General features: G+C 68.8%; 12 protein-coding genes, 1 tRNA gene and 1 pseudogene. 7 read left to right on the top strand and 7 right to left on the bottom strand.

All coding sequences use genetic code 11. The annotated features are described in order from the left end of the window. Window positions 1–16: 16 nt before the first annotated feature. Complete coding sequence (locus BUE42_RS02250; protein ID WP_073462482.1) at window positions 17–709, bottom strand: cytochrome b/b6 domain-containing protein; 693 nt, start codon at window positions 707–709, stop codon at window positions 17–19. 161 nt (window positions 710–870) lie between these two features. Here BUE42_RS02250 and BUE42_RS33590 point away from each other — a divergent pair. The 3 genes and pseudogenes from BUE42_RS33590 to BUE42_RS02235 form a co-directional block, all read left to right on the top strand. Next, window positions 871–1,302, top strand: a pseudogene (locus BUE42_RS33590) (YciI family protein); the annotation flags it as partial. An 18-nt stretch (window positions 1,303–1,320) separates the two neighbouring features. Then, entirely contained in the window at window positions 1,321–1,761 is a 441-nt protein-coding gene (locus BUE42_RS33585) for a VOC family protein (protein WP_255376819.1), read from the top strand. A 58-nt stretch (window positions 1,762–1,819) separates the two neighbouring features. Next, entirely contained in the window at window positions 1,820–2,455 is a 636-nt protein-coding gene (locus BUE42_RS02235) for a DsbA family oxidoreductase (protein WP_073462481.1), read from the top strand. Here the strand turns inward: BUE42_RS02235 and BUE42_RS02230 are convergent. Further along, on the bottom strand, window positions 2,442–3,758 hold the full coding sequence (locus BUE42_RS02230) for a DUF805 domain-containing protein (RefSeq protein ID WP_143171259.1): 1,317 nt from the start codon (window positions 3,756–3,758) through the stop codon (window positions 2,442–2,444). The genes BUE42_RS02235 and BUE42_RS02230 overlap by 14 nt on opposite strands. Before the next feature lie 233 nt (window positions 3,759–3,991). Here BUE42_RS02230 and BUE42_RS02225 point away from each other — a divergent pair, with 233 nt between their 5' ends. The 4 genes from BUE42_RS02225 to BUE42_RS02210 all read left to right on the top strand — a co-directional run bounded on the left by BUE42_RS02225 (window position 3,992) and on the right by BUE42_RS02210 (window position 7,417). Beyond that, window positions 3,992–4,261, top strand: coding sequence for a helix-turn-helix domain-containing protein (locus BUE42_RS02225; protein ID WP_073462479.1), 270 nt, complete (start codon window positions 3,992–3,994; stop codon window positions 4,259–4,261). Window positions 4,262–4,264: 3 nt separating this feature from the next. After that, window positions 4,265–5,632, top strand: coding sequence for a type II toxin-antitoxin system HipA family toxin (locus BUE42_RS02220; protein WP_073462478.1), 1,368 nt, complete (start codon window positions 4,265–4,267; stop codon window positions 5,630–5,632). 124 nt (window positions 5,633–5,756) lie between these two features. Beyond that, window positions 5,757–6,053: a helix-turn-helix domain-containing protein gene (locus BUE42_RS02215; protein WP_073462477.1), complete on the top strand. Its 297-nt coding sequence runs from the start codon at window positions 5,757–5,759 to the stop codon at window positions 6,051–6,053. Next, window positions 6,050–7,417, top strand: coding sequence for a HipA domain-containing protein (locus tag BUE42_RS02210; protein ID WP_200798889.1), 1,368 nt, complete (start codon window positions 6,050–6,052; stop codon window positions 7,415–7,417). Before BUE42_RS02215 ends, BUE42_RS02210 begins: the two co-directional genes overlap by 4 nt. A 71-nt stretch (window positions 7,418–7,488) precedes the next feature. On the opposite strand, the gene BUE42_RS02205 is transcribed toward BUE42_RS02210, so the two are convergent. From BUE42_RS02205 to rsmB, 5 genes are all read right to left on the bottom strand, one after another. Continuing rightward, window positions 7,489–7,564: transfer RNA gene (locus BUE42_RS02205), tRNA-Phe, on the bottom strand. A 39-nt stretch (window positions 7,565–7,603) separates the two neighbouring features. After that, window positions 7,604–8,305, bottom strand: coding sequence for a response regulator (locus BUE42_RS02200; protein ID WP_073462476.1), 702 nt, complete (start codon window positions 8,303–8,305; stop codon window positions 7,604–7,606). Between the two features lie 6 nt (window positions 8,306–8,311). After that, window positions 8,312–10,579, bottom strand: a complete 2,268-nt coding sequence (locus BUE42_RS02195; RefSeq protein WP_073462475.1) for a sensor histidine kinase — start codon at window positions 10,577–10,579, stop codon at window positions 8,312–8,314. 51 nt (window positions 10,580–10,630) lie between these two features. Then, on the bottom strand, window positions 10,631–11,158 hold the full coding sequence (locus tag BUE42_RS02190; protein ID WP_235002038.1) for a DUF4390 domain-containing protein: 528 nt from the start codon (window positions 11,156–11,158) through the stop codon (window positions 10,631–10,633). An 81-nt stretch (window positions 11,159–11,239) separates the two neighbouring features. Next, entirely contained in the window at window positions 11,240–12,568 is a 1,329-nt protein-coding gene (gene rsmB / locus BUE42_RS02185; protein WP_073462751.1) for a 16S rRNA (cytosine(967)-C(5))-methyltransferase RsmB, read from the bottom strand. Window positions 12,569–12,654: the final 86 nt, after the last annotated feature.

Genomic DNA, 12,654 nt, shown 5'->3' with positions numbered 1-12,654 from the left:
ATCCCGGCCCGGCTTGTCAGGTGCGCAGGCTCCAGACCCAGCCGGCCACCCCGGCGCAGGCGAGCAGCAGCACCAGCGCGAGCAGGCGTGTGACCAGGGTGTCGCGCGATGCCGGCGTGTCATCCGACAAGGCCTTGTCGCCGCGCACCATCGCGCCGGTCAGGTTGTTGCCGCGCTTGAGCAGGTAGAACAGGATGGCCGCGATGTGCAGCAGCACCAGCGTGTAGATCAGCCACTGGCCCCAGCTCTTGTGCCACGAGGTGGCGAGGCTGCTGGTGGCGCCGCTGACGAATCGGATCAGCGGCCCGGTGGTCGAGATCTCGTCGTCGGACACCAGCCCGCTCGCGACCTGCAGCCCGAGGATCGCGAGCATCGCGAACACCGACAGCGCGCCGCTCGGGCTGTGGCCGACCTCCAGCCATTCGTCGCGCCGGCTCTGGCCGCGCAGGTGGCGCAGCAGCGTGGCCGGCGCATGGATGAAGCTCGCGAAACGCGACCAGCGCCCGCCGACGAAGCCCCACAGCAGGCGGAACGCGAGCAGCGTGAACACCATCAGGCCGAAGCGCAGGTGCCATTCCATCGCGTTGCCGCCGACCTTGGCGCTGGCGACCGAGCCGACGATGCAGATCACGAGCAGCCAGTGGAACAACCGGGTCGGCAGGTCCCAGACGCGCACCGGCGTCGGGGGCAGGTTCGGTTCGATCGGCATGGCGTGGCGCGGCCGCGGCGGCCGGGAGTGATGGGCAGGCGCAAAGATAACCCGGGCGCTGTCGCGGTTACAAAAAAGAAGGGGCAGCATGTCGATTCCCGCCGCTGCGGCGCGTCGCAGCCATGAAGCCGTCGCTTCCCATTCATCCAAGGAGATCCAGCATGCGATTCATGATCCTGATCAAGGCCGACAAGAACTCCGAAGCCGGCGTGATGCCCGACACCCAACTGCTCGAGGCCATGGGGCAGTTCAACGAAGAGCTCGTGAAGGCCGGCGTGATGCAGGCCGGTGAAGGGCTGCAGCCGAGTTCGAAGGGCGCGCGCGTGCGCTTCCAGGGGCGCGAGCGCAGCGTCATCAACGGTCCGTTCAGCGGCGACAAGGGGCTGATCGCCGGCTTCTGGCTCTGGAAGCTGAACTCGCTCGACGAGGCGATCGCCTGGGTCAAGCGCTGCCCGAGCCCGATGGGCGAGTCGTCGGAGATCGAGATCCGCCAGGTCTTCGAAGCCGAGGACTTCGGCGCCGAGTTCACGCCCGAGCTGCGCGAGCAGGAAGACCGCTTGCGCGCGCAGATCGAGTCGACGCAGGCGAAACCCCCCGCGGCGGTCAACCCGGTGCCGCCTGCCACCGGCAGCACACCCTACCTCGTGATCAAGGGCGCGAAGGACGCGATCGCCTGGTACCAGAAGGTGTTCGGCGCGCAGGTGGTGATGCAGATGGACGCGCCCGACGGCAAGACGATGCACGCCGAACTGCAGGTGGGTACCGCGAAGTTCATGCTGACCGAGGAGCGGGCGGAGCACCAGGCGCTGAGCCCGCTGACGCTGGGCGGCTCGTCGAGCTCGGCACTGCTGTACGTGCCCGACACCGATGCGATCGTCAACCAGGCGGTGGCCGCGGGCGCACGGGTCACGATGCCGGTGGCCGACCAGTTCTGGGGCGACCGCAGCGGCCATCTGATCGACCCGTTCGGCCACCAGTGGTTCATCTCGACGCACAAGGAAGACCTGACGCCGCAGCAGGTGAGCGAGCGCCTGCAGAAGATGTTCGGCTGATCCGCCGGAATGCCCCGTCGGTCCGCCAGGGGATCGCGGGGCTGATCCAATCGGGGGCATGAAGATCGATTTCGTCTCCGACGTTTCCTGCCCGTGGTGCGCCATCGGGCTCAAGTCCCTCGAAGAGGGCATCGCCCGGCTCGGCGACACCGTGAAGGTGGACCTGCACTTCCAGCCGTTCGAGCTGAACCCCGACATGGCGCCGCAGGGCCAGGACATCGGCGAGCACCTGATGCAGAAGTACGGCGCGACCGCCGAGCAGCGGGCGCAGAGCGGCGAGGCCATCCGCGCGCGCGGTGCGGCGCTCGGGTTCACGTTCCGCATGGATTTGCGCGGGCGCATCTACAACACCTTCGATGCGCACCGGTTGCTGCACTGGGCCGAACTCGAGGGCCGGCAGCTCGCGCTGAAGCATGCGCTGTTCAAGGCCTATTTCACCGACGGCCAGGACCCCAGCTCGCACGAAGTGCTGGTGACGGTGGCGGGCGAGGTCGGGCTCGACGTGCAGCGTGCCCGCGAGGTGCTCGCGTCGAACGAGTTCGCCGACGAGGTGCGCGAGCGCGAGGAGTTCTACCGCCAGCACGGCATCCAGGCCGTGCCTTCGGTGATCATCAACGACCGCCACCTGATCCAGGGCGGCCAGCCGCCCGAGGTGTTCGAGCGGGCGTTGCGCGAATTGCTCAGTGCTGCTTGAGCCACTGCCCGTTGACGTTCACCAGCGCGCACGGTTCGGTGTAGGGCTTGCGGTTGACCTCGCAGGCCGACATGGCCTGGCGCGCCGCCTCGCGCGGTGAGCCCTGGCCGGAGCGCCAGCCGAAAGCGCCGCTGTCGGACGACGCGAAGGCCTTGTGGTTCGGCTGGGCCAGGTAGTCGTCGGTGAAGGCCTTCAGCGCGTCCGGGCCGGTGATCACGTCGGCGGCCTGGGCGGCACGCGGGTCGAACTGCTCCTGCGTCGACGACTCGGCGGCCTCGCGGTGGAGGCGCTTGGTGTACGAGCGGTACGAGAACAGCGAGGTCGCCAGCATCAGCACCAGCAGGATGCCCATGATCATGGCGGCAACGCCGTTGCCCTGGCGAGGCTGCGGGCCGTAGTCGTTGTCACCGTCGGTGCCGGGCCAGAACATCATCGCGAGGCCGACCAGCGAGCCGGCGACCGGCACCGGCAGCAACAGGGACCACCAGCCGCTGCGGTTCAGGTCGTGCAGCCGGATCGCACTGACGCGCATCGACCAGACCCCGAAGGCGGCGAATGCCAGCAGCAGCGGCACGACGACCGCCGCCGAGCGGAAGATCGGGATGATCACGGCCGCGCCGATGCCGATCAATGCGACACCGAGCAGGCTCAGCATGCCGGTGTTGAAGTAGGCGATGCGGCCCATGCGGCCGTCGAAGCTCAGGCTCATCACCGGCGGCAGGTCGTCGGTGCCTTCGTGCATCACCGCGACACCGGATTTCGGCGGCGCATAGCGACCGCCGTTGCGGGCCGCCAGGCGCTCGGCGCGGGCGCGGTCCATCTCTTCCTGCTTGTTGGCGATCGCGCGCGCGATGTCGGTGGAGCAGTTGCGGCAGAACGCACGCTGGGGCTGGCGTTCGCCGCAGTTGGGGCAGGTCACCTGCTCTTCGAGCGGCGCGAGCGGTGGGATCGTGGCCGCGAGCGGCTTCGGCGGCGGTGCAGCGACGGGCGCCGCCGTGGCGGTCATCGCGGGTGCCGGCGGGGGCGCCACCGCTGGCGGCGTCGGTGGGACCGGCACGGGCTTGCCGTCCATCGTCTCGACCAGCACCTGCATGCCCATCTGGCGAAACTTCTGGACGTAGCGCTCGACATCGTCCTGGGCCACGGCGCGCTTGATCACGGTGCGCCCGCCGGAGAACACCTCATCGAGCCGTTCGCCGTCGACCTTGTACGCCTGGCCGAAGCTCCGCTTGACGTCGTCGGCACGAAACCCACCCACCAGTTCGCCCGCGAACACCAGGCGCACTTGTGCACTGCCTTCCATTGAATCCCTCCAGGGCGCAAGCCCCTGCGCCGTTTGGGGCGAGAGCATAAGCGGCGCCATGGGGCGGACGGCCCCCGCAAGCGGCCATTCATCCCCAATATTGGGGAGATGTGTGCGATTGTTCGGATGGATAGAAACAGTTCATGGGCTGTTTACCGGGTTTACAGCATTCAAGCAGTAAATCAGATCTACAGGCTAGAATATGTGAATCAGAAATACAGCCTGGAATTTGTATGCCTGACTTCACCGTTCGCACGGCCGACCAATTGCCGACCTTGCTGCAGGCCTTCCGCAAGGAGGCCGGCCTGACGCAAAGCGAAGCCGCCCTGCGCCTCGGCGTGACCCAGCAGACCTATTCGGCGCTGGAGCGCAATGCCGAAAAAGTGGGCAGCGCGCGGCTGCTGAAACTGCTGGGCATCCTCGGTGTCGAGCTGGTGCTGAGCAAGCCGGCGTCCGGCCCCACGCAGCCGGCTGCGGCCGATCCGCGCACACCGGCCTGGTGACCCATGGGACGCCGCTCGCACACCCGCTCGCTGGGGCTCTGGATGAACGGGGTCTTCGTCGGCACCTGGAGCCGGGCCCCGAACGGGCCGGACACGCTGCAGTACGACCTCGACTGGACGCGGTCGGAGCAGGGGAGGCCGCTGTCGTTGTCGCTGCCGTTCACCCCGGGCAACGGGCCGCATCGCGGCGACAAGGTTCGCGCCTGTTTCGACAATCTGTTGCCGGACAGTCAGGACATCCGCGAGCGGATGGCACGCCGCTACGAGACCGGCACGACCGATGCGTTCGACCTGCTGGCCGAGACCGGTCGCGACTGCGTCGGGGCGCTGGAAATCCTGCCGACGGACCAGACCCCGGCCGACCCGTCGACCCTGCAGGCGCAGCCGCTGACCGACGCCGACGTCGCCGAGGTGCTGCGCGGAACCACGACGCCGCATGCGCTGGGCCTGGTGGCCAACGACGACGACTTCCGCATCTCCATCGCGGGCGCGCAAGAGAAGACGGCGCTGCTGTTCCAGGACGGTCGCTGGTGCCTGCCGCGGGGCGGCATGCCCACCACGCACATCTTCAAGCTGCCGCTGGGGCTGATCGGCGGCATGAAGATCGACATGCGCGACTCGGTTGAGAACGAGTGGCTGTGCTCGCTGATCCTGCAGGCCCATGGCCTGCCGGTGGCGGTCAGCCGGCCGCTGCAGTTCGAGGACATGAAAGCCCTGGTGGTCGAGCGCTTCGACCGCGCGTGGTGGCGCAGCCCGGCCGGCGAGCGGCGGCTGATCCGCCTGCCGCAGGAAGACCTGTGCCAGGCGAGCGGCGTGCCGCCCGGGGCCAAGTACGAGGCCGAGGGCGGTCCCGGCATGGACCGCATCCTCGGCGTGCTCGACGGGTCGATGGCACGCGAGCACGATCGCCGGACCTTCTTCCGCGCGCAGTTGCTGTTCTGGATGCTGTGCGCGACGGATGGCCACGCGAAGAACTTCAGCCTCTTCCTGCGGCCCGGCGGGCGCTACCAGTTGACGCCGCTCTACGACGTGCTGTCGGCGTACCCGGTGCTGGGTGCCGGCCCGTCGAAGATCTCGCCCTTCAAGGCGAGGATGGCGATGGCGGTGCGCTCGAAGAGCGCGCACTGGAAGATGCAGGACATCCAGCGTCGGCATTGGGAGGCCCTCGGTGCGCGCCATGGCATCGTGACCGAAGACGGCCGGCAGGTCAGCTTCGTCATCGACGAACTGGTCGCGCAGACGCCGCGGGTGGTGGATGCCGTGCGCGCGCAGCTGCCGGGGGACTTTCCCGAGGGGCTGGCCGACAGCATCCTGGGGGGTCTGCAAGACGCGGCGAACAAGCTGGCGGCGCAACGCGGAACCGGACATTGACGGCATCGAATTTCGGAGTTTGCGGAATTGCTTGCCGTGGAGGCGCAGACGTCGCATAGTTTCGGAATTTCAGGAATCGACGGCTTCGATGCCGGAAATTCACCCACACCTCTCGAATTCCGAAATGCCGACCGACCCCTCCTCGCCGGGCCCGCTTCATATCGCCGCTGTGTCTGACCTGGGCCCTGCCGTGCGGGCGCGGCGGCGCGAACAGTCATTGCGGATCGACGACGCGGCGTCACTGAGTGGCGTCTCGGTCGATCTGCTCTCCCGGCTCGAGAACGGCAAGGGATCCGTCCGCCTCGACAAGCTCCTGGCCGTGCTGGACGGGTTGGGTCTGGCGCTCGTGGTCGGCCCGAAGGACGACCCTTGGATGCACGCGGTGTCGCGCTCCGTCACCGGGCATCTCGATCAGCCATGACGCCACTGACGACCCCACCGCATTCGCTCGCCCTCTGGGCCGACGGCCTGCAGGTCGCCACGCTGGGCCATGAACCGCTGGAGGATCGGTGGTCTCTCGATTACGCCCCCTCGTGGGTCGACACGCCGCAGGCCTTCCCGCTGTCACCGGCGCTGCCGCTCAAGCCACCTGCGACCGGCTACGCCGCCGGTGCCGTGAAACGCTTCGTCGAGAACCTGCTGCCTGAAGGCCGTGCGCTCGACGTCATCGCCACGACCTGCCGCGTGTCCAAGGCCAACGTGTTCGCGCTCATCAATGCGCTCGGCACCGAGACGACAGGCGCATTCAGGTTCTGGCCCACGGGCGAGGTGCCGCCCGCCATCGCCGCGACGCCACCACGCGAGGTGACACGCGACGAACTGAACCGGCGGTTGAGCGAGCGCGACGCGATTCCGCTGGCGGTGTGGGACGGCAAGGTTCGCATGTCCATCGCGGGGGTGCAGGACAAGCTGATGGTCTGGCTCGACCGTCCGCTCGACGAAGGCGGCCGCATGTTCCTCGTCGAGCCCCCGCTTGCGTCGACGCACATCCTGAAGCCGGAGCCGGACCGCAGGGCGACACCGCACCTCGTGGTCAACGAGCATTTCTGCATGTCGCTCGCCAAGCGCATGGGCCTTCCCGTCGCGGACGTCGGCATCTACCGGACGCCGAGGCCGGTGCTGGTCGTCCGTCGCTTCGATCGCGTGGTGTCGAACGGCGCAGCGCAGGCCACCGTGAAGCGGCTGCACGTCATCGACGCATGCCAGGCCTCGGACCTGCCGGTGACCTACAAGTACGAGCGCAATTTCGGAAGCGGCGAGCAGGTTCGCGACATCCGCGAAGGCGTCAGCTTCAGCATGCTGTTCGACCGCGTGGAGCAGACGCTCAACAAGGCCTCGGCACGGCTCACCTTGCTCCGGTGGGCGCTGTTCCAGTTCCTCATCGGCAACGGCGACGCGCATGGCAAGAACTTCTCGTTCTTCGTGCGCCCGCAGGGGTTGGAGCCGGCGCCCTGGTATGACCTCGTCAGCGTGCTGCAGTACCCAGCCATCGACCACGAACTGGCGATGGCCTATGGCGACGCGTTCTCGCACGATGAAGTCGGCGCATTTCAGTTGGCCGATTTCGCGCAGCGGTGCGGCATCGATCGTCGATTGTTGAAGCGAGAGGCTGCGCGCCTCGCCAGGCTGGCGACCGAGCATGCGCCGTTGCAGGCAAACGCTATCGACTACCTCGAAGAAGAGCGCGGCTTCTCGCTGCAGCTTCGGGACTTCGTCGTTGCGCAGGCTGCCCGGCTGTTGACGTTGGCGAGCGATGCCGCAAAGTTGCCGGATGGATACCTGTGAGGCTGCCGACAACAACGCCGGAAACAAAAAAGCCCGGCCGTGAGGGGCCGGGCTTTCAAGGCGTCTGAATCTGGTGGCCAAGGGCGGAATCGAACCACCGACACGCGGATTTTCAATCCGCTGCTCTACCAACTGAGCTACTTGGCCGTGAGCCGACGAGTATAGCAGCTTGCCGGCAGGCTTCGATCAGATGCCGCCGCTGCGCTTGTTGCGCGTCAGGTCGACGCCCAGCTGCTTCAGCTTGCGGTACAGATGCGTGCGCTCCAGCCCGGTCTTCTCGGCGACGCGCGTCATGCTGCCGTTCTCCTTGGCCAGGTGGAACTCGAAATAGCTCTTCTCGAAGGCATCGCGCGCCTCGCGCAGCGGCCGGTCGAGTTCGAAGCTTTGCTCCGATTGCGGCCCGATCGGCGGCAGCGGCAGCGCCACCACCTGGCTCACCGGAATCGACTCGAGCGGCATGCCGTATTCGATGCGCGGCAACGGCGGCGGCGGCGGGGGGGGCGGCGGCGGGGCCGCGCGGCTGTTCGGCTTGACCAGCGCCTGCTCCACCGCGCGCAGCAGCTTCTGCAGCGTGATCGGCTTCTCGAGGAATGCGATGGCGCCGACCTTCGTCGCCTCGACCGCGGTGTCGATCGTGCCGTGGCCCGACATCATGATCACCGGCATCGTCAGCAGCGTGGTCGCGCCCCATTCCTTCAGCAGCGTGATGCCGTCGACATCGGGCATCCAGATGTCGAGCAGCACCAGGTCCGGGCGCACGCGCTCCCGGCACGCGCGGGCCTGCGCGGCGTTCTCGGCCAGTTCGACCTGATGGCCTTCGTCGGTCAGGATCTCCGACAGCAGGGCGCGGATGCCCAGTTCGTCGTCTACAACAAGAATGGTGGCCATGAACCCTCAGTGCACCCGGCTGTCGGCGGCGGCCGCTTCAGCGGACCCAACCGGTGCGAATTTTGAAAATGATAGCGAAACTTGGGCGCCGATCACGACTTCTCCGTGCTCGGACGCCTCGGTGAGGTTGGCCAGCCGGATGCGCGCCCCGTGTTCATCGGCGATTTTCTTGACGACGGCCAAGCCCAGGCCGGTCCCCTTGCTCTTCGTGGTGACGTACGGTTCGAACGCCCGCTTCAGCACCTTGTCCGCGAATCCCGGGCCATTGTCGATCACCTGGAGCCGCACCGCGCGCACCTCGCCCTGCTCGGTGCGCGCGAGCTCGGTGGCCACCCGCACCTGGCCGTCGGGCCGCTCGGCCACCGCATCGAACGCGTTCTGCACCAGGTTGTGGATGACCTGGCGCAGCTGCGTCGTGTCGCCGATGATCGGCGGCAGGTCGGCCGCGAAGTCGGTGCGCAGCTGCCCCGATTCCTGCGCGGTGGCGTACAGCGTCAGCACCTCGGCCACCAGCCCGTTCAGGTCGAGTGCGAGCGGCCGCGCCGCCGGCAAGCGCGCGTAGTCGCGGAACTCGTTGACCAGCGTCTTCATCGCCTGCACCTGGCTGACGATGGTGCCGACCGAGCGCACCAGCATCGCCTGGTCGAGCCCCTCGAGCTTCGACTCGAGCTTGTGCTGCAGCCGTTCGGCCGACAGCTGGATCGGCGTCAGCGGGTTCTTGATCTCGTGCGCGAGGCGCCGCGCCACCTCGCTCCAGGCCTCGGCACGCTGCGCCGACACCACGTCGCTGATGTCGTCGAACACCATCAGCCGGCCGTCGTGCGGCATCGCGGCGCCGCGCACCAGCAGCGTCACCTTGTCGCGGTCGGGCGCGGTCTGCAGGTCGAACGCATCCTGCCAGTGGTCGCGCTCGCCGGCCTCGGGGCTGCTGCGGTGCAGGTCGAAGCGCTGCAGCACCGCCTGGCCGAAGGATTCGAGCCCCGGCACCTCGGCCAGCGTGCGGCCGCGGTAGGCCGACAGCGGCAACCGCAGGATGCGCGTGGCGCCCGGGTTGACGGTGTCGATGCGGCCATCGCGGTCGAACACGATCACGCCGGCGGTCAGGTTGTCGAGGATGGTCTGCAGGTTGGTGCGCGCCGCTTCCAGCTGAGCCAGGCTGCGCTGCACCAGCGAGCGCGCATCGGACAGCTGCTCGGTCATGTCGGCGAACGAGCGCGTCAGGCCGCTCAGTTCGTCGCGCGAGGACACCACCTGCTTGCGCGTCAGGTCGCCGCGCGCCACCTGGCGCACGCCTTCGGCCAGCACCAGCAGCGGCCGCGCGAGCTGGTTGCCCAGCGTCACCGCGAGCAGCAGCGCGCCGAACACCGCGAGGATCAGCGTCAACGTCAGCGTGCCGATGTACATGCGCCGCAGCCCGTCGCGTGCCAGCGAACGCTGCTGGTACTCGCGGTAGGCCGCCTGCACCGCCAGCGCGTTCGTCACCACCGAGCTCGGCAGCAACTGGCTGACGAGCAGGAAGCGGTCCTGGCCGTCGAGCGAGATGTTGGCGCTCGGCATGAAGGCCAGCGCCTTGATGCGCGCGGTGCCCGAGTTCGCCGCGGTGTCCTCGTCGAGCCCTTCGAGCTGGCTGAACACGCGCGAGCCGCGCGCCTGGCGCAGCTGCGCCTGCGTCGGCCGGTCGGGCGACAGGTTGCCCGCAGCGCTCGGGCCCACCGTCATCAGCACCTGGCCGCTCGGGCCGAGCACCGTCACCTCTTGCGCCGACAACTGCTCGCGCAGCCGTTCCAGCTGCAGCGGCTGCACGGTCGGCGTGCTGTCGGCCAGGCGCTCGGCGGCGAGCCGGGTCTTGTTCGCGAGGTCGTTGACCTGCGCATCGAGCGTGCCGCGGCCGAGGTTCAGGCCGGCATCAAGCGCGCCCTCGACCTTCACGTCGAACCAGGTCTCGATGCTGCGCGAGACGAACTGGTACGACACCGTGTAGATCAGCAGCCCCGGCACCACGCCCACCATCGCGAAGATGGCGGCCAGCCGCAGCAGCAGCCGGCTGCCGAACTTGCCGCGCCGCACCCGCAGCAGCAGGCGCACCGACGCGATGCCGATCACCAGCAACAGCAGGGCGGCGACGATCAGGTTGACCCAGAACAGCCAGACGTAGTGCTTCTCGTACAGCCCGCGGCTGTTGGTGGCGATCGACAACAGGAACACCAGCACCAGCCCCGCGCCGGTGACGGCGACCAGCGAGACGATCCATGCCCAGCGCGAAGCCTTGGTCATGTCAGTGACGAACCCACGACGACGTAGCGATCACCCTTGATGCGTTGCGTGTCAGAAGCGTTTGAAGCGCTCGACCCGCAGTGTCCAGTCGGCCTGGCCGCCGATGCCGATCTGCATCGGCCGCGGCAACTGGCTGGTGTCCAGCCGGTAGCTGAACTCGATGTAGTGGTGGCCATCGTCCTCGATCTGTCCGGCATCGGCCAACCGCCAGCTGACGACGCGGCGCAGCGAGGCGAGTGCGTCGAACAGATTGTCGTAGCTCTGGTGCAGCCCGCCGAAGGTGACGCGGTACTTGCGCGTCAGCGGCTGGTAGGCCAGGCGCCAGGTGCGGGTCGCCGACGACACCAGCTTGTCGCGCCAGTACCAGCGATCGCGGTAGACCTCGGCTTCGGCGACGAAATACACCGGCACGCCCTTCAGCAGCGCGTCCTCGACCGACCGCGGCAGCTCGAACTGGGCCGAGAAGCCCAGCGTCAGGCCGTCTTCGCTGCGCACCAGGTCGAAGCTCTCGAGCTCGATCGGCTCGGCGCGCAGCGGCGCGTGCAGCGTCACCAGCAGCGCCATGGCCAGCCACAGCAACAGCCGCCCCCAGCGACTCGCGCGGGGGGCACCACAGCCTTGCCTGGGAGAGAGCCGGAGAGAGCGCAGCACGGATGCGTTCTAGGATTTGGTCAGCAGTGCGTAGAAGAAGCCGTCGGGCGATGCACCCGGTTGGAGCGCGTGGCCTTCGCCTGGATTGTCGGCGAGCGGCAGCAGGTGGCCGGGCGAAGGCCGCTCGGAAGCCACGGACGCGCCGGTTTCGCGTTGCAAAAAAGCGTCGATCACCTGGCGTCCCTCGGCCTGGAACACCGAGCAGGTGCAGTACACCAGCCGGCCGCCCGGCTGCAGCAGCGGCCACAGCGCGTCCAGCAGCTCGCCCTGCAGCGCGGCCAGCGTCGGGATGTCGGTCGAGCGGCGCAGCCAGCGCACGTCCGGATGGCGGCGCACGATGCCCGAGGCGCTGCAGGGGGCGTCGAGCAGGATCGCGTCGAACGGCCGGCCCTGCGACCAGGCCGCGGTGTCACGCGCGTCGGCGGCCACCAGCGTGGCCCGCTGGCCGACCCGGGCCAGCGTGTCGCGCACCCGGGCCAACCGGTTCGGGTCGCTGTCGAGCGCGGTCACGTCGAGGTCGGCCAGCTCCAGCAGGTGGGCGGTCTTGCCGCCGGGGGCCGCGCAGGCGTCCAGCACCCGCGCGCCGGCCGGCAGGCCATCGCCGATCAGCAGCGGAGCGGCGAGCTGGGCCGCGGCGTCCTGCACCGAGACATCGCCGGCCGCGAAGCCGGGCAGCCGCTGCACCGCGGTCGGCTGGGCCAGCACCACCGCATGCGGGCCGGCGACGCGGCCCTCGAGCCCGGCCTCGGCGAGCCGCTGAACATAGGCCTCGGGCGTGCCGCGGCGCGCATTGACACGCAGCGTCATCGGCGGGCGGCTGTTGTTGGCGGCGAGCAGCGCCTGCCAGTGGTCCGGCCAATCGGCCTGCAGCCGCTCGATCCACCAGCGTGGGTGGTTGTAGCGGGCGAGCGGGTCGGCGAGTGCCGCGGCGACCTGGGCCGGCAGCTCGCGCAGGAAGCGGCGCAGCACGGCATTGACGAAGGACGCACTGGCGCGGGCGCGCTGCTTGGCGGCCTCCACCGCCTGGTTCACCAGCGTGTGGGGTGCGTAGCGGGCGCCGTCGACGGCCACCTCGGCACCCTCCTGCTCCTCGCCCGGCCACATCAACGCCAGCACGCTCAGCAGCAGCGCGTCGACGAACGGCGGTGGCGGCTTCGGCACCAGCCGGCGGCGCAGCACCTCGGCGGCACCGAGCTTGCGCATCACCTCGAACGCCAGGGCCTGCGTGCCGGGCCGGGCCTCGGCAGGGCAGCGCGCCAGCGCGTCGTTGAGGGAGCGGCCGTCGCGCACGGCCTGCACGGCGGTCGCGACATGGAGGAGGAGCTGGGAGAGGGGCAGGGAGGTCACGGGCGAGAGTCTACGGGCGAGATACCGGCACAATCGCCGATCCGCCCCGACCTCGCGCAGTACCCAGAAAGGCCGAC

It is taken from the genome of Rhizobacter sp. OV335 (assembly GCF_900142965.1).
GTDB lineage: Bacteria > Pseudomonadota > Gammaproteobacteria > Burkholderiales > Burkholderiaceae_C > Rhizobacter.
Note: the sequence above shows the minus strand (reverse complement) of the source record. Positions and strands in the feature narration are given on the sequence as shown.

Bases quoted from the DNA above. Each gene is read 5' to 3' on its own strand.
- BUE42_RS02250 (WP_073462482.1), bottom strand. From the start codon at position 709: ATGCCGATCGAACCGAACCTGCCCCCGACGCCGGTGCGCGTCTGGGAC.
- BUE42_RS02235 (WP_073462481.1), top strand. From the start codon at position 1,820: ATGAAGATCGATTTCGTCTCCGACGTTTCCTGCCCGTGGTGCGCCATC.
- BUE42_RS02230 (WP_143171259.1), bottom strand. From the start codon at position 3,758: ATGGAAGGCAGTGCACAAGTGCGCCTGGTGTTCGCGGGCGAACTGGTG.
- BUE42_RS02225 (WP_073462479.1), top strand. From the start codon at position 3,992: ATGCCTGACTTCACCGTTCGCACGGCCGACCAATTGCCGACCTTGCTG.
- BUE42_RS02220 (WP_073462478.1), top strand. From the start codon at position 4,265: ATGGGACGCCGCTCGCACACCCGCTCGCTGGGGCTCTGGATGAACGGG.
- BUE42_RS02215 (WP_073462477.1), top strand. From the start codon at position 5,757: ATGCCGACCGACCCCTCCTCGCCGGGCCCGCTTCATATCGCCGCTGTG.
- BUE42_RS02210 (WP_200798889.1), top strand. From the start codon at position 6,050: ATGACGCCACTGACGACCCCACCGCATTCGCTCGCCCTCTGGGCCGAC.
- BUE42_RS02200 (WP_073462476.1), bottom strand. From the start codon at position 8,305: ATGGCCACCATTCTTGTTGTAGACGACGAACTGGGCATCCGCGCCCTG.
- BUE42_RS02195 (WP_073462475.1), bottom strand. From the start codon at position 10,579: ATGACCAAGGCTTCGCGCTGGGCATGGATCGTCTCGCTGGTCGCCGTC.